Origin of the sequence: Rhodovulum sp. MB263, assembly GCF_002073975.1 — a bacterium.
Taxonomy (GTDB): domain Bacteria; phylum Pseudomonadota; class Alphaproteobacteria; order Rhodobacterales; family Rhodobacteraceae; genus Rhodovulum.
Genome location: NZ_CP020384.1, coordinates 288,256 through 303,124, shown reverse-complemented (window position 1 = coordinate 303,124; position 14,869 = coordinate 288,256). Strand labels below are relative to the sequence as shown.

Annotated in this window: 13 protein-coding genes; 8 read left to right on the top strand and 5 right to left on the bottom strand. The window is 67.7% G+C overall.

The annotated features are described in order from the left end of the window. Positions 1-275: 275 nt before the first annotated feature. Positions 276-1,184 (top strand): tRNA pseudouridine(55) synthase TruB, encoded by a 909-nt coding sequence (truB, locus tag B5V46_RS01535; protein ID WP_080614957.1) that lies wholly within the window; start codon positions 276-278, stop codon positions 1,182-1,184. A gap of 9 nt (positions 1,185-1,193) precedes the next feature. On the opposite strand, the gene B5V46_RS01530 is transcribed toward truB, so the two are convergent. Then, a complete protein-coding gene (locus B5V46_RS01530) occupies positions 1,194-2,516 on the bottom strand; it encodes an AarF/ABC1/UbiB kinase family protein (RefSeq protein WP_080614956.1) in 1,323 nt (440 codons plus the stop codon). Between the two features lie 262 nt (positions 2,517-2,778). Here B5V46_RS01530 and B5V46_RS01525 point away from each other — a divergent pair, with 262 nt between their 5' ends. Further along, positions 2,779-3,894 carry a MoxR family ATPase gene (locus B5V46_RS01525; RefSeq protein ID WP_080614955.1) on the top strand — a complete coding sequence of 372 codons (1,116 nt, stop codon included), beginning with the start codon at positions 2,779-2,781 and terminating at the stop codon, positions 3,892-3,894. 1 nt (position 3,895) lies between these two features. Next, positions 3,896-5,278 (top strand): VWA-like domain-containing protein, encoded by a 1,383-nt coding sequence (locus B5V46_RS01520; protein WP_080614954.1) that lies wholly within the window; start codon positions 3,896-3,898, stop codon positions 5,276-5,278. 3 nt (positions 5,279-5,281) lie between these two features. Here B5V46_RS01520 and B5V46_RS01515 read toward each other — a convergent pair whose 3' ends face one another. The 4 genes from B5V46_RS01515 to B5V46_RS01500 all read right to left on the bottom strand — a co-directional run bounded on the left by B5V46_RS01515 (position 5,282) and on the right by B5V46_RS01500 (position 9,607). Next, positions 5,282-5,839, bottom strand: coding sequence for a DUF1643 domain-containing protein (locus B5V46_RS01515; RefSeq protein WP_080614953.1), 558 nt, complete (start codon positions 5,837-5,839; stop codon positions 5,282-5,284). A 97-nt stretch (positions 5,840-5,936) separates the two neighbouring features. Further along, the gene (locus B5V46_RS01510; RefSeq protein WP_080614952.1) at positions 5,937-6,704 is read right to left on the bottom strand and encodes a metallophosphoesterase; all 768 of its coding nucleotides are present in this window, start codon (positions 6,702-6,704) and stop codon (positions 5,937-5,939) included. 75 nt (positions 6,705-6,779) lie between these two features. Next, positions 6,780-8,375 carry a phosphoglycerate dehydrogenase gene (serA, locus tag B5V46_RS01505; protein ID WP_080614951.1) on the bottom strand — a complete coding sequence of 532 codons (1,596 nt, stop codon included), beginning with the start codon at positions 8,373-8,375 and terminating at the stop codon, positions 6,780-6,782. A gap of 77 nt (positions 8,376-8,452) precedes the next feature. Beyond that, positions 8,453-9,607: a phosphoserine transaminase gene (locus tag B5V46_RS01500; RefSeq protein WP_080614950.1), complete on the bottom strand. Its 1,155-nt coding sequence runs from the start codon at positions 9,605-9,607 to the stop codon at positions 8,453-8,455. Positions 9,608-9,739: 132 nt separating this feature from the next. Here B5V46_RS01500 and B5V46_RS19450 point away from each other — a divergent pair, with 132 nt between their 5' ends. The 5 genes from B5V46_RS19450 (at position 9,740) to B5V46_RS01475 (ending at position 14,397) form a co-directional block, all read left to right on the top strand. Then, positions 9,740-10,297 (top strand): hypothetical protein, encoded by a 558-nt coding sequence (locus B5V46_RS19450; protein ID WP_155773883.1) that lies wholly within the window; start codon positions 9,740-9,742, stop codon positions 10,295-10,297. An 88-nt stretch (positions 10,298-10,385) separates the two neighbouring features. Then, on the top strand, positions 10,386-10,988 hold the full coding sequence (locus B5V46_RS01490) for a head maturation protease, ClpP-related (protein WP_080614948.1): 603 nt from the start codon (positions 10,386-10,388) through the stop codon (positions 10,986-10,988). Positions 10,989-11,013: 25 nt separating this feature from the next. Further along, entirely contained in the window at positions 11,014-12,138 is a 1,125-nt protein-coding gene (locus B5V46_RS01485; protein ID WP_196774311.1) for a helicase RepA family protein, read from the top strand. A 289-nt stretch (positions 12,139-12,427) separates the two neighbouring features. After that, positions 12,428-12,646 (top strand): hypothetical protein, encoded by a 219-nt coding sequence (locus tag B5V46_RS01480; RefSeq protein WP_080614946.1) that lies wholly within the window; start codon positions 12,428-12,430, stop codon positions 12,644-12,646. Further along, positions 12,646-14,397 carry a Mu-like prophage major head subunit gpT family protein gene (locus tag B5V46_RS01475; RefSeq protein ID WP_196774310.1) on the top strand — a complete coding sequence of 584 codons (1,752 nt, stop codon included), beginning with the start codon at positions 12,646-12,648 and terminating at the stop codon, positions 14,395-14,397. Before B5V46_RS01480 ends, B5V46_RS01475 begins: the two co-directional genes overlap by 1 nt. The last annotated feature ends 472 nt before the right edge of the window (positions 14,398-14,869 follow it).

Here is a 14,869-nt window from a genome sequence, read left to right as displayed (position 1 = left end):
ATGTCACATCATGATCTGACCGGCGTCGACCGGCAGGCGATCCGGCCCCTTCTCCCGAACAAGCCGCGGGGGGGCGAAACGCGCTCGCCGCCACCCTCGTCGCCTGTTCACGCCTCATGGCTCGGGTTTCATGAGGCCGCGTCCTGCCCCCCGACACCCGCCGGCCAACCCGCCCGGCCCCTGCCCCGCATTGACGGAACGCCCCGGCTTCGCTAGCAGGCGGACCTCGTACAAGCATCCGGGTCGTTCGGACCGCATCGCAGGAGCCAAGGCATATGGGACGCAGCCGCAAGGGACGCGACATTTCGGGCTGGCTGGTGGTGGACAAGCCCGCCGGCCTGACCTCGACCGCCGTCGTCAACAAGGTCCGCTGGGCCTTCAACGCGAAGAAGGCCGGCCATGCCGGCACGCTCGACCCGGCGGCGACCGGGGTTCTGGCGGTGGCGCTGGGCGAGGCCACGAAGACCGTGCCCTTCGTCACCGATGCGCTGAAAGCCTATCGCTTCACCATGCGCTTCGGCGCGGCGACCAATACCGACGATGCCGAGGGCGAGGTGATCGCGACCTCGGAAAGGCGGCCCTCGGATGACGAGATCCATGCCGCCCTGCCCGCCTTCGTCGGCGATATCGAGCAGGTGCCGCCGCAATTCTCGGCGGTCAAGATCGACGGCGAGCGCGCCTATGCGCTGGCCCGCGCGGGCGAGGAGGTCGAGATCGCGGCCCGCCCGCTTTATGTCGAGAGCCTCGAGATGGTCGAGCGCCCCGATACCGATCACGCGGTCCTCGAGATGATCTGCGGCAAGGGCGGCTATGTGCGTTCGATCGCCCGCGATCTGGGGCAGGCGCTGGGCTGCCATGGCCATGTGCTCAGCCTGCGCCGGGTCTGGGCCGGGCCGTTCGAGGTCGAGGACGGCGTCAGCTTCGATCTGGTCGAGGAACTGGCCCGCAGCCCCGAGCTCGACGCCTATCTGCGCCCGCTCGAAGAGGGTCTGGCCGATCTGCCCGAGCTGCGCACCACGCCCGACGGCGCGACCAAGCTGCGCAACGGCAATCCCGGCATCGTGCTGGCCTCGGATGTGGAATATGGCGACGAGGCCTGGGCCTCGCTCGATGGCGAGGCGGTGGCGGTCGGCATCTACAAGGCGGGCGAGCTGCACCCGAGCCGGGTCTTCGTCAAGGGCTGAGCCGGGCCGCTAGAGATAGCGGCCGACGATCTCGCGCAGGTCGATCCGCGCCCGAAGCCGGCTGGCCAGCAGATACATGCCGCCGAACTTGCGCTGCATGAACAGCGTATCCATCGGCGGCACATGCCAGAAATCGCGGTCCTGGCCCAGCGCCATCCCGGCATCCCGCATCCGGAGCGCGACATCGTTCTCGGCGAAATCGAAGGCGCCGGGACGGTTGAGCGGCTCCATCGACATCTCGAACATGTCGATCATCAGCTGCTGGTGGCGGGGCGCTGTGTCCTCGGCGAAGAACCCGATCTCGAGGATCGCCTGCCGGATCGCGGCACGGTCGCCCGCAAGCCCCGCACGCATCAGGCCCCGGAAGGCCTCGGTCATCTCGGCCGGAAATTCGCGCGACGCTCCGAAATCCAGCAGCACCACGCGGCCGGTATCGGGTTGATAGCGGTAATTGGCGAAATTCGGATCGGTCTGCATCAGCCGGAACTCGAACAGCTCGCGGAACAGGAGCGAGACCAGAAGCCCCATCACCCGGTCGCGTTCGGCCTGCGGGGCGTCGGTCAGGGTCTCGATGCCGACGCCCTCGACGAAATCCATCGCCAGCACGTTCTCGGTGGTCAGATCCCCGTGCCGCCCCGGGACCACGAAATCGGGCGCCCCGGCCAGCAGGTCGGCGAAACGGCCCAGATAATGGCCCTCGCGCGCGTAATCGGCCTCTTCATGCAGCTGCCGCTTGGCCTCGTCCAGAAGCGGCGCGATGTCCATCTCCTTCGGCATCGCCCCCGACAGCCTCAGCAGCGCCGCCACATTGTCGACATCGCTGTCGATCGAGCGGCGCACGCCGGGATATTGCACCTTGATCGCCAGGTCGCGACCGTCCTTGGTCTGGGCCCGGTGCACCTGCCCGATCGAGGCCGCCGCGACCGGGCGCACGTCGAAGCGGGCAAAGCGTTTCAGCCAGCCCTCGCCCCAATTGGCATTGAGCACCTGCTTGAGCTGGCCGCCCGGCATGTAATGGGCATCGGCCCGAAGCCGGGCCATGATCTCGGCCAGTTCGGGCGGCAGCATGTCGCCGGCATCCATCGAGACGAGCTGGCCGACCTTCATCGCGGCCCCGCGCATATGCGCGAGCCGGTCGGCGACCTTGCGCATGTTGGCGGGTGTCAGGAACAGATCGCGCGCCTTCGGCCGATGCCCCTGCGCAAGCTGCTGCATGCCGTTGAGCGCCGCCGTTCCCGCCAGGTTGGAGGCCAGCCCGCCGAACCGGGCAAGCCGGGCAATGCGGCCTGCGGGCACGGGCAGAGGGCGGGATTCGAACTTGGACTCGGACATGCGGGCAATCCTTTGCAAAACGCTTGCAGATCGCATAGCGACCCGGCCCCCGCCTGGATGTGACATAGGCACAGAGCCCGGCCCGGCAAGCCGCACAACCGCGTGATGAGCCCCCGTGCCCCGAGCCACCGTGCCCCGAGCCCGCAGGCCCATTGGTCCGGCCCGATGCCCCGCCCCCATGATCAGGCCCCGTGATCCCACCACGTGATCCGGCCGCATGCCGCGCTAGGTTGAACAGGGCGGGGACAACACAGGAGGCAGTATGAGCGTAAATGCGATGACCGTGCCGGCCGGCGAGGCACTCGATGTACTGCGTGCCGGATGGGAGGCGCAGAAGGCCGGGCATATCACGGCCTCCTACATGCTGCACGGGCGGCCCGGCGTGGGCAAGACCCAGGTGGTCGAGCAGCTCGCGCGCGAGATCGGCGCCCGGCTCTTCGATCTGCGGCTGACCACCATCGAGCCGCAGGACCTGCGCGGCCTGCCCTATTACGACCACGAGACCCGCAAGACCCGCTGGTATCGTCCCGAGGACCTGCCCGACGACCCGGCCGAGCCCTCGATCCTGTTTCTCGACGAGTTGACCGCGGCCTCGCCGATGCTGCAGCCCACGGTCTACGGGCTGTTGCAGGAACGCCGGGTCGGGCGGCATGTGCTGCCCGGGACCGTGTTCATCGTGGCGGCCGGCAATACCGTCGAGGATGGCGCCATCGCCTATCAGATGAACACCGCGCTCTCCGACCGGCTGATCCATCTGCATGTGCAGGCCGCCGCCGGCGACTGGCTTGACAACTACGCGGTGCCGAGGGGGCTCGATGCCAGTGTCGTGGCCTTCATCAAGACAAGGCCCGACCTTCTGGACACCACCGAGCGCGCGGTGGCCGAGGGCCATCTGATCGCCACCACGCCCCGCAGCTGGGAACGGGTGAGCCAGATCATGGGCGCCGTCGCCGAGCGGCGGCTGCGCAACGTGCTGATCGCGGGCACGGTCGGCGAGGCGGTCGCGGCCGAATTCGCGCTGATCGCCGATGACATCGCGGCGACGGTGCAGGTGCAGGAGATGCTCGAGGCCGACCGCAAGGCGCGGATCGCGCTCTATCCGGCCTCGATGCACGGGCTGAACGCGCTGATCTACGGGCTGATCGGGGTGCTCGATGCGCGCAATGTCCAGCAAGTGATCGACTGCATGGCCGAGATCCGGAACCTGGCCCGCCACCGCCCCGACGAGGCCTTCGCGCGGATGCCTCTGGGCGAGCTTTGCACCTATGGCTTCGAGGGGCTGATCCGGAAGGGGCTCGAGATCGGGCTGGGCGAGCATTTCCTCGGCAACGAGGCCTATCGCGCCTATGCCGCCGAGCGGAAGGCGGCGGGGCTCTGAGATGGAGCCATCGGGCCATTCCCGCCGCGCCACCCGCGCGCTGCAGAAGCTGGCCGAGCAGGACCCGGCCTTCGCCGCGCTGGCGCTGTGGTGCAGCCATCGCGACAGCGACGCGCGCGCCGACGCGGCCTGGACCGACGGCCAGGCGATCCGCTATGGGCCCGGCTTCGAGGCGCTGAGCCTGCCCGAGCAGATCGGGCTCGCGGCCCATCACATCCTGCATGTCGCCTTCCGTCATGCCGCCCGGTCGCAGGCCATGCAGGCGCGGTTCGGCGACCGCTTCGATGCCGAGCTGTTCAACCTCGCGACCGATTCCATCGTCAACGAGACGCTGATGCTGACCGGCTTTATCCTGCCGCGCCCGGCGGTCAGACTGACCGGGCTGCTGAAGACCGCCGCCCGCGAGGAGATGGGCGGCGAAGAGGCGGTGACGCGCTACGATGCCGAACGGCTTTATCTGCGGCTCTTCGAGGCCGAGGCGCCGCCGCCGCGCAGCCGTCTGCGCCTTGTCGACCGGTCGCCGCCGGGCGACACCGGCCGGGGCGCGGGCGAAGCCGAGGGCAAGGGCCGGGGCACGGCCGGAGACAGCCGCCCCCGGCCCGGCGGCGCGGTGGCCGAGGCGGCGCGCGACTATGCCCGGCAGCAGGGCTTTGCCCCCGATATCGAGACCGCGGGCGACGAGGGCGATCAGGGCGGGGGCAGCGAGGAAGAGGCTGAATGGCGCCAGCGCGTGGCCCGGGCGATGGAGGCCGGGCGGGTCGCGGGCTTCGGGCTCGGCATGCTCGGCCACCGTCTGGCCGATCTGCCCGAGGTCCACACCCCCTGGGAGCGGCATCTGCGGGCGCTGGTCAGCCGCGCCGTGATGATCCGGCCGGCGCCGCAGACCACCCGCCCGGCCCGGCGCTGGATCGCCCGCGACAGCGATGCCCGCGCGACCGGCGCCCCCGAACCCGCCTTCGAATTCGCCTGGTCCCGCGCCCGCGAGATCCCGCGGATCGTGGTCGGCATCGACAGCTCTGGTTCGGTCGAGCCGGTGCTGCTGGCCAAGTTCGCGGCCGAGGTGGCGGCGATTTCCAAGCGCAGCGGCGCCGAGACCCATGTGCTGGTCTTCGACACCAGGGTCCATGGCCGCCATGTCATGGGCGGCGGCATCTGGGAGGGGCGGATCACCGATGTGCTGTTCTCGCGCGCGGGCGGCACCTCCTTCATCCAGGTCATGGAAGAGGCACTGGCGCTCGGCCCGTCGGCGGTGGTGATGCTGACCGACCTGATGGGCCCGTTCGGGCCGCCCCCGCCCCGGCGGCTGCCGGTGATCTGGGCGGTACCGGGCGAGCCCCCGCCCTCGGGGGCGCCCTTCGGCCGGGTGCTGTCGCTGGCGCGCTGAGGCTCAGAACGGCAGAAGCGGCGCGTCGTTGCGCAGGTAAAGCGGGTGCTTGGCCGAGCCGTCCTGATTGAGACCGAAGCAGTAAAGCGGCTTTCCGGTCTCGCGCAGCGCGGCGATGATGCCCCCGACCACCCCGGCATAGCGCTTGTGAAGCCGGCCATAAGCCATCACCACCAGCTCGGCCTCGCGGGCCATGGACAGGATCGCGGGCAGGTTCTCGGCGCTGCAGGCAAGGCCCGGGTCCTTCGGCAGGTCCTTCGGGTTGGTGACGCGATAATCCAGCACATTGCCCTTGAGATAGCGGGTGAAGCCCAGCGCCGCGGCGCGCCTTGTCTCCTTGGCGCAGGTATTGTCCTGCACCAGCGCATCGGCGGTCGAGGGGTTCATGCCGCAGAACAGGATGGTGCGGGGGGTCTGGCCCGCCGCCGTCCAGTCGCGCTCGAGCCGGGTCCGGTAGCGCCCGCAGGGCGAAAAGACGGCGCTGCCGCGCATGCCCGGGGGCAACGACCAGCGGGTCTTGCCGCCGGGATCGTGCAGGGTGGAAGGGTCGATCTGGGTCATGGCGCCGGTCTTAGCCGATCCGTCCCGGCAGGGGGAGCGGGTTTTCCCGGAACCGGCTTGCCCCGGCTCGGTTTTCCCAAGGGCGGGCCGCCGGGCCTCACCCGGCCTGGCAGCGCGCCTCGGGCGGCATCTCCGGCGGCACGGCCACCCGCCCGCCGGGGGTCAGCAGATACGCCTTGCGGCCCTCTATCGCCACGACAGAGAGCGGCCGGCCATAGCCCGCACCGGTATCGAGATTGACCCGGTTGCCGAAATGGGTGACCCGGTCGACCGGCGTATGGCCATGCACGACCAATGCGCCATGCTCGCGGGTATCGCGGTGAAACTCGCCACGGATCCAGATCAGGTCGGTGACGTTCTGTGCCTCGAGCGGCACGCCGGGCCGGATGCCGGCATGGCAGAAGAACGCCTCGCCATGGCGGAAGCAGGGCAGAAGCCCCGCGAGAAACTCCAGATGCGCAGAGGGCACCGCCGCCCGGGCCTCGGCATGGATCGCATCGAGCGCGCGATGCGGATCCGCCTCGACACCGTAGGAGGCCAGCGTCGCCCGCCCGCCGACCGCATCCTCGAGCCAGAGCATATCGGGCCGCGCCGGTTCGGGCTCGCAGCCGGGGCGCAGGAAATGCTGCATCCAGCGATCGTGGTTGCCCAGCAGGCAGATCCAGGGGCGCCCCGCGGCCCGGCCCTCGATCAGCAGATCGAGCACGCCGCGGCTGTCGGGTCCGCGATCGACATAATCGCCGAGATGGATCACCGGCGCCCGGGCATCGCCGACCCGCTCCCGGTCCTCGGCGATCAGCGCATGCGCCGCCTCGAGCCGCGCCCGCTGGCCATGGATATCGCCGATGGCATAGCTGAGTGACATGAAAGCTCTCCTGAAAAGGCAAGGGGCCCGCCGCAGGGTCTGCGGCAGGCCCCCGGACTGTCAATCCGGCGCGGGTCAGCCGATCTCGAATTCCAGCGGGCGCACCTGCTGGAACAGGCCGGTCTTCTCGAGCTCCTCGACCACATGGGCGGGCATCGGCTGGTCGAGATACATCAGCGCGATGGCATCCTCGCCGACCTTGGTGCGGCCGAGCGTGAAGTTCGCGATATTGACCCCATGCGCGCCCATCGCCGCGCCCAGCGCACCGATGATGCCCGGCACGTCGCGGTTGGTGGTGTAGAGCATGTGCTCGCCGATCTCGGCATCGATATTGATGCCCTTGATCTGGATGAAGCGCGGCTTGCCGTCCGAGAACACGGTGCCGGCGATCGAACGTTCGCGCTTGGCGGTGACGACGGTCATCTTGACATAGCCGTCGAAGGTGCCCGACTTGCCCTGGGTCGTGGTCGAGATCGCGATGCCACGCTCCTTGGCGACGATCGGGGCCGAGACCATGTTCACGGTCGGATTGGCCTGCTTCATCACCCCGGCAATGGCGGCGGCATTCAGGGCGGCGGTGTTCATCTCGGCGGCGAAGCCGTCATAGAGCACGTTGATCGCCTTGACCGGTTCGTCGGTCATCTGGCCGATGAAGGCGCCGATATGGCCCGCGAGCTTGATCCAGGGGCCCATGACCTTCGCCTCTTCGGCGGTGATCGAGGGCATGTTGATCGCATTGGTGACCGCGCCGGTCAGCAGATAGTCGGACATCTGCTCGGCGACCTGCAGGGCCACGTTTTCCTGGGCCTCGGTGGTCGAGGCGCCCAGATGCGGGGTGCAGACCACGTTGGGCAGGTTGAACAGCACGTTGTCCTTGGCCGGCTCCACGGCGAAGACGTCGAAGGCCGCGCCCGCGACATGACCCGATTGCAGCAGCTCGGCCAGCGCCGTCTCGTCGACGAGACCGCCGCGGGCACAGTTGACGATGCGCACGCCCTTCTTGGTCTTGCCGAGGTTCTCGGCCGAGAGGATGTTGGCCGTCTTCTCGGTCATCGGCACGTGCAGCGTGATGAAATCGGCCTTCGGCAACAGGTCCTCCAGCTCGACCTTAGTCACGCCCAGCTTGTCGGCGCGCTCTTCCGACAGGAAGGGGTCATAGGCCAGAACCTTCATCTTCAGGCCGACGGCGCGGTCGGCCACGATCGAGCCGATATTGCCGCAGCCGATCAGGCCGAGCGTCTTGCCGGTGAGCTCGACGCCCATGAAGCGGGATTTCTCCCATTTGCCGGCATGGGTCGAGGCATTGGCCTCGGGGATCTGCCGGGCGACGGCCATCATCATAGAGATGGCATGTTCGGCCGTGGTGATCGAGTTGCCGAAAGGCGTGTTCATCACGATCACGCCCTTCTTCGAGGCGGCCGGGATGTCGACATTGTCGACGCCGATGCCGGCACGGCCGACCACCTTGAGATTGGTGGCGGCTTCGAGGATCTTCTCGGTCACCTTGGTGGCAGAGCGGATGGCGAGGCCGTCATACTGGCCGATCACCTCGAGCAGCTTGTCCTTATCCTTGCCGAGATCGGGCTGGAAGTCGACCTCGATGCCGCGGTCGCGGAAGATCTGGACGGCGGTTTCGGAAAGCTTGTCGGAAACGAGAACCTTGGGGGCCATCTCGGGCACTCCTCGTGGGAATGGGGGAAGGGCCGGGCGCGTCTCGCCCGGCCTCGAATTTTCGACGAAAATTCGCGTCAGGCGGCGGCGGTCTGCGCCTCGATCTCGGCCTCGAAGGCCCATTCGATCCAGGGCATCAGCGCCGCGACATCCGCCGTCTCGACAGTGGCACCGCACCAGATCCGCAGACCCGCAGGCGCGTCGCGATAGGACCCGATGTCGAAGGCCACGCCTTCCTTGTCCAGCCGCTTGACGATGGCCTTGGCAAAGGCAGCACCGTCCCTGATCCGCGCGTCGGTGAATTTCAGGCAGACGCTGGTGTTCGAGCGGGTCGCGGGGTCAGATGCAAGGTTCTCGATCCAGGGCTTCGTGTCGACGAAATCCTGCACCGCCTTGAAGTTCGCGGTCGAGCGTTCGATCAGCTTCGGCAGACCGCCGATCGACTTCGCCCAGTCGAGCGCGACGAGGTAATCCTCGACCGCCAGCATCGAGGGGGTGTTGATCGTCTCGCCGACGAAGATGCCCTCGTTCAGCTTGCCGCCCTTGGTCATGCGGAAGATCTTGGGCAGCGGCCAGGCGGGGCTGTAGCTTTCCAGCCGCTCCACGGCGCGGGGGCCGAGGATCAGCATCCCGTGCGCGCCCTCGCCGCCCATCACCTTCTGCCAGGAGAAGGTCACGACATCGAGCTTGTCCCAGGGCAGATCCATCGCGAAGGCGGCCGAGGTGGCGTCGCAGATCGTGAGACCCGCGCGCTCCGCCGGGATCGCATCGCCATCGGCCACGCGCACGCCCGAGGTGGTGCCGTTCCAGGTGAAGACCACGTCCTTGTCGAAATCGACCTGCGTGAAATCGACGATCTCACCATAGGGCGCCTCGCGCACGGTGGCGTCGAGCTTGAGCTGCTTGACCACATCGGTGACCCAGCCGGAGCCGAAGCTTTCCCAGGCCAGCATCTCGACGCCGCGGGCGCCCAGCATCGACCACATCACCATCTCGACGGCGCCGGTATCCGAGGCAGGCACGATGCCGATCCGGTAATCGGCGGGCACGCCGAGGATCTCTCGCGTGGTCTCGATGGCGGCCTTCAGCTTGGCCTTGCCGATGTCGGCACGGTGCGAGCGGCCGAGCGCGGCATCGGCGAGCATGTCGAGAGAGAAATCGGGGAGTTTGGCACAGGGGCCAGAGGAAAAACGCGGATTGACCGGGCGCGTTGCCGGGGTAGCGGTGACCATCGCTGGTATCCTTCCAGATATTCGCCCCTCGTTGGGGAGGGGTGTCCCACCGCCGGACATACGCTTCCCCAGAAAAAACAGCAAGTATCAAAAGGGTCTGCCATTCAGATTCTTACGGCTTGCAGCGGAACGATGCGTGAACGGATGCCGATTGCACGTGCAAATTCGGTGCAGTTTGTTCCCCATCCGTCCCGAGACAGCGCCAAAGAAAACGCCGCTGCGGATGGTCCCCGCAACGGCGCTGAAAATGCATGTGAAGGCTTCCGACTTCCCTGCCATTCTAGCTTGAAAGCCGGTGTCTCGGCAACGCTGAAATACGCCTCTGACGCGCACGACCGCGCCTCTCGGATGCTGGCGGCGGCGCTGACGCTGGAAGACTTCGACGCCTGGGCAGCGGCTTCGGCAGTATGGGCCGCAAGGCTCACGGCGCGCGAGCGGGCCTCGCTGGCCTATGCGGCGTTGCGGTCGCTGGAGCCCGAGCAGGCCGAAATGACGGCGGCCACGGTGCTGCGCGCGGCCGGGGCGCCCATGCCTCCGTTCCTGCGCGGGATGGAGGAAGCCCGGTTCTGGGCCTCGCTCGCCAATCGGGCCGAGCTGAAAGCCTTCGCGCTGGCCTCCTTCGAGGCGATGGCGCCGCGCGATCAGACCGCGTTCCTTCGGCATATCTCGGAAATCGAGGTGGCGGCATGAGACGGCTTGCCGATCCGGAACGCCTGCGGTCGAGCCCCGCCGCTCCCTCGGCGCAACCGCAACAGCCCCCCGAAGCTCAGGTGTCAGAATGACCGAAACCCTTCATATCTACGGGCCGATTGGCGAGGGCGAGAATACCCCGCCCCGGATCGGCGCCTTCCTGGACGACAATGCGGGCGTGCCGGTGGTGATCGCCGTCAACTCCTATGGCGGGATTGCCTCGGATGGGGCCGCGATCCTGGCGCAGCTCGAACAGCATGGGCAGGTGCGGGTGGAAGTCTTGGGCGTGGCGGCGTCTGCCGCGTCGCTCCTGGTGATGGGGGCGGCCGAGATCGCCATGCACCGCGCGGCGCATCTGATGATCCATGAGCCGTCCAATCTCGCCTGGGGAACCGCAGACGACCTGCGCCGCGAGGCGGGCATGCTGGACAAGATTTCCGAGACCTATGCGCAAGCCTACGCCCGGGCCACGGGCCATCCGGTCGAGCGTATCCGCGCCTGGATGGCGGCGGAAACCTGGATGACCGCCGACGAGGCTTTGGCGCTCAACTTCTGCGACCGCCTCTTTGGCGACGAGGAGGCTTTCCAATCCGAGCCGGTGGCGGCGTTCGACTACACGCGCTTCAAGGCCCCGCCGCCCGAGCTGGTGCGGCTCGCGGTGCGGAATGGCTGGACTGGAAACGCGGCCTGAGGCCGTCGCAGAGGAACGAGCGGCCATGACCAAAGATCCGACAAAAGGGACCGAAGGCGCTTCCGAGGGCGCGGTCAGCCATCTTTATGGCAATCGTGCGCGCTTGAAGCCCCGCGCCCTGTCCTTGCTGGGGGCCACGACCTGGGCGGCGGATCTGTCGCCCTGCCTGGCCCGCCCGTATCTGGTCAAGGGCTGGCTCGACCAGTCGGCCCTGTCCGTCCTCTACGGCCCGTCCAACAGCGGAAAGTCGTTCCTGGCCCTGGATCTGGCGCACCATGTCGCCAAGGGGCGCAGCTGGGGAGACCGGCGGGTGAACAAGGGCCGCGTCCTCTATATCGCGGCCGAGGGCGGCGGCGGCTTCGCGAACCGGGTGGCGGCGCTCGATGATCCCGAATTCTTCGTGCTGTCGGTCCCGATCACGCTGACCGGAACTGACAGCGCGGCCGGGCCGCTGACCGAAGTGCTGCAACACCTCTCGGCCGTGGGCGGCGCTGGTTTCGACATGATCGTCATCGACACGATGGCGCGGGTGATGGGGGGCCGGGATGAGAACGCGGCGCCCGATATTGCCGACCTGGTGCGCAATCTCGACCTGATCCGGCGCGTCACCGGGGCGCATGTCATGCTGGTGCACCATACCGGCAAGGACACCGGGCGCGGGGCGCGGGGGCATTCGTCCCTTCGTGCCGCAATCGACACCGAAATCGAACTGTCCCGGGACGACCTGGGGCAGATCACCGCCGAAGTGACAAAGCAGCGCGACGGGCCGACCGGCTATCGCTTCTGCTATCAGCTCCGGCAGGTCGAGCTTGGCCTCGACCAGGACGGCGATCCCGTCACGACCTGTCTGGTTGACCCGGCGGTGCCCGCAGAGGCGGGACGCGCGGGCGTGAGCGAAGCGGCGCGAAAGGCCCTGTCGCTCCTCAACAGGCTGATCGAGGACCGTGGCGAGATTCACCGCAAGCCGCAGTATCCGAGCCACGCTGGCGTGAGCTTCGATCTGTGGCGCGATGCCTGCATGGCCGAAGGCGAGCTGTCCGCCTCCGAGAACCGGGACACGCGCAAGCGGGCGTTCAACCGGTGCAGGGAAGAGCTTGAAACCGCGCGGGAAATCGTCGTGCGGGACGACCTGGTGTGGGTGGTGCAATGACCGGGACAACGTCTCTTGTCCCGGCATGTCCCGCCTTGTCCCGGTGTGGTGGGACAATGGGCTTTGTCCCGGCTTGTCCCGCTTGTCCCGACTTCCGCCAAGACAATGAAAATGCAGGACAATACGCCAACCAATCTCTTGTCCCGGTTGGTCGGGGCAAAGGCCGCACGGCGTATGGTGGGACGGGACAGGAGGGGGAAAGGTATATATATAAATATATATACCTTCCCTCCCCGGACCACGCCCGGACCCGGACTGTTTGTCCCGGTCAGTCTCGGGGGGGCGCGTGATGGTGGATCAATATCCCATCCAGTTCGATGAGGCGCCGTCGCTTGGAACGACGATCCGGTACTACCGGGGACGCCTGCTCAAGCTTGTGGCGATCGCGCCCTACACGCGGGTCGATGGCAGAGAAAGCGCGGTGCTGACCTGGGAAACACCCAAAGGCAGGCGCTGCACCAGTGGCCTCCGCTGCAAAGCGGTCAGATGGCCGGACGGTGCGATCTGATGACCGTCGGTTTCACCCTTCTTCACTTCAAAAGCCGGTGGCGGGTCCTTCCCGGCACGGGTCTGCACGGGGGTAATTCGCACCCCGATGCCTTCAAGTCACTGAAAAACCAGAACCTTGACGGTTCGGGTTGTTGTTGTCCCGAGGGGACCGGCTGGGCGACCGTCTCGCCCGCATCGAAAGCGAGGATCACCATGATCGCTGAAGAAATCCGGGGCGCCGTCGCCCTCAACCCCGCGCAGCATCCCAAGCGGATCGGTCTGCGCGGCGCTGGCATTGCACGGGCCGAAGGCGCCCCCTCGGGTGCGCCCGCCAGCGGGTCGGCCGGGGCCGTCCCGAATGGCCAGCCCTCTGCCCGCCACTTGGCGCAGATGCGTGGCGTGGCGTTCAAGGCGGGGCTCTCGGCCGAGTTCGCGGACCTGATGGCCGAAACCGGCGTCGGCGCGGCGCAGGCCGAGGCCGTCGCCGCCGGTCTGGCCAGCTTCCGGGAGGCGTCCGTGCCGTTCGTCCGGGGGGAGCTGCTGAACCAGGCCGCGCTGATGTCGATCGCGAAACGCGCGGTGATGGCCGGTATTGCCGTTCCGGGAACGGACCCGGCGGCGATCACGCAGGAAATCGCACGGGTCGCCGGGGAAGAGGCGATGGCCCTCATGGCCCGCAATGAGCCGCCGGTTCGCCCCAGCGCATTGGCCTTTGTTGAGGATACCCCGTCTCGGGCCGACGCGATGGCGGACGGCCTCCTGGCGCGGATGCAAGCCGGGCATGTGCCGACCCATGGTCGGGAGTTCGTGGCCATGCGGCTGGACGACATTGCCAAGATTTCGGCCGGCGGCGGCTACGTCCGGGGGCGGCGCCATGCCATGATGTGGGGCGGTGCGATGGGCACCGACGATTTCAGGGCCGCCCTGGCGATTGCCTCGAACAAGGTATTGCTGACGGCCTACGAGGCTGCCGAGTCGCAAATCAAGAAAGCGTCCCGCGAAGTTTCGGCCCCGGACTTCCGCCCGATCAACACCGTCCGCGTCTCGGGCGGTGTCGAGCTGGCGAAGGTGCTGGAAAACGGCGAGTTCGGGCAGGGCCAGATCACCGACGCGGGCGAGGCCTTCGTTCTGGAGACCTATGGCAAGATCTTCACCCTGACCCGGCAGGCCATCGTGAACGACGACCTCGGCGCGTTCGAGCAGAGCGCCCGCATGTTCGGTCAGGGCGCGGCGCTCACCGAAGCGCGCATCTTCGCCGGGCTCCTCGAGGCGAATGGCGGCACGGGTCCGGCTATGTCGGACGGCAAGGCCCTCTTCCATGCCGATCACGGCAACCTGGCCGAGACCGGCGCGACCCTCTCCATTGCCTCGCTGTCCCTCGCGCGCACGGCGATGCGCCGTCAGAAGGGGCTGGCGGGCGAGGCGATCCGGGTGGACCCCGCGCTGTTGATCGTGCCGCCCGAGCTGGAAACGCAGGCCGAACGGCTGGTGGCCGAAATCTCGGCCGCGTCGGCCGACGATGTGAACCCGTTCCAGCAGAAGCTGACGGTTCTGGCCGATGCCAACCTGACGGACCCGGCGGCCTGGTACATCGCCGCCTTGCCGGGCCGTCCCGATGCGCTGCAGCACGCCTATCTGGATGGGGCTTCGGGACCGCAGATCTTCACCCGCGACGGCTTCGAGACCGATGCCAGCGAGTTCAAGGTGCGCCTCGATTTCGGGGCCGGGTTCGTCGATCACCGCGCCTGGTACAAGAACCCCGGCGCGTGATCCGGCAATCGGCCCAAAAGGATGCTCAGAGCCGCGTGCGGCGGCTCTGACGCGGCAGGGGGGATCGCACCTGGCGGGAGGGGTCCGCAAACGCGATTGGGGCAAGTCGGCGAGTGTCCCGCATGGTGGGCGAAGAACCCCGACAGCCCGCGGCCTGGGTTTTCGTCAGGGCGCGGCGGGCATCGGGCCGGGGTGCGGAAACGCCCCGGCCTGTCTTCGATCAGCCGATGTGAAAATCGGACACTGCGATCAGGCCGTCGCGCCTCGCGCCGACGATACACCTCGGCCCTGAGCAGACCTTGAGGCAGAGAGTAGATGCCGCAGTTGCAGCAAGCCTAAATGTGGGTATTATCTGTCTATTCAAAAGGCAGGGTTAATTGCCCCTGAGTGTCGCCCGAGCCTTTGCCATTTTCGGATCTCGGTAGGGCATGCTGCCCAATCAGCGCCTCCGCAAGGCGACCTTGCCGCGAAT

What these genes read in the sequence shown, in the direction of transcription:
- truB (WP_080614957.1), top strand. Translation starts at nt 276, where the DNA reads ATGGGACGCAGCCGCAAGGGACGCGACATTTCGGGCTGGCTGGTGGTG.
- B5V46_RS01530 (WP_080614956.1), bottom strand. Translation starts at nt 2,516, where the DNA reads ATGTCCGAGTCCAAGTTCGAATCCCGCCCTCTGCCCGTGCCCGCAGGC.
- B5V46_RS01525 (WP_080614955.1), top strand. Translation starts at nt 2,779, where the DNA reads ATGAGCGTAAATGCGATGACCGTGCCGGCCGGCGAGGCACTCGATGTA.
- B5V46_RS01520 (WP_080614954.1), top strand. Translation starts at nt 3,896, where the DNA reads ATGGAGCCATCGGGCCATTCCCGCCGCGCCACCCGCGCGCTGCAGAAG.
- B5V46_RS01515 (WP_080614953.1), bottom strand. Translation starts at nt 5,839, where the DNA reads ATGACCCAGATCGACCCTTCCACCCTGCACGATCCCGGCGGCAAGACC.
- B5V46_RS01510 (WP_080614952.1), bottom strand. Translation starts at nt 6,704, where the DNA reads ATGTCACTCAGCTATGCCATCGGCGATATCCATGGCCAGCGGGCGCGG.
- serA (WP_080614951.1), bottom strand. Translation starts at nt 8,375, where the DNA reads ATGGCCCCCAAGGTTCTCGTTTCCGACAAGCTTTCCGAAACCGCCGTC.
- B5V46_RS01500 (WP_080614950.1), bottom strand. Translation starts at nt 9,607, where the DNA reads ATGGTCACCGCTACCCCGGCAACGCGCCCGGTCAATCCGCGTTTTTCC.
- B5V46_RS19450 (WP_155773883.1), top strand. Translation starts at nt 9,740, where the DNA reads ATGCGTGAACGGATGCCGATTGCACGTGCAAATTCGGTGCAGTTTGTT.
- B5V46_RS01490 (WP_080614948.1), top strand. Translation starts at nt 10,386, where the DNA reads ATGACCGAAACCCTTCATATCTACGGGCCGATTGGCGAGGGCGAGAAT.
- B5V46_RS01485 (WP_196774311.1), top strand. Translation starts at nt 11,014, where the DNA reads ATGACCAAAGATCCGACAAAAGGGACCGAAGGCGCTTCCGAGGGCGCG.
- B5V46_RS01480 (WP_080614946.1), top strand. Translation starts at nt 12,428, where the DNA reads ATGGTGGATCAATATCCCATCCAGTTCGATGAGGCGCCGTCGCTTGGA.
- B5V46_RS01475 (WP_196774310.1), top strand. Translation starts at nt 12,646, where the DNA reads ATGACCGTCGGTTTCACCCTTCTTCACTTCAAAAGCCGGTGGCGGGTC.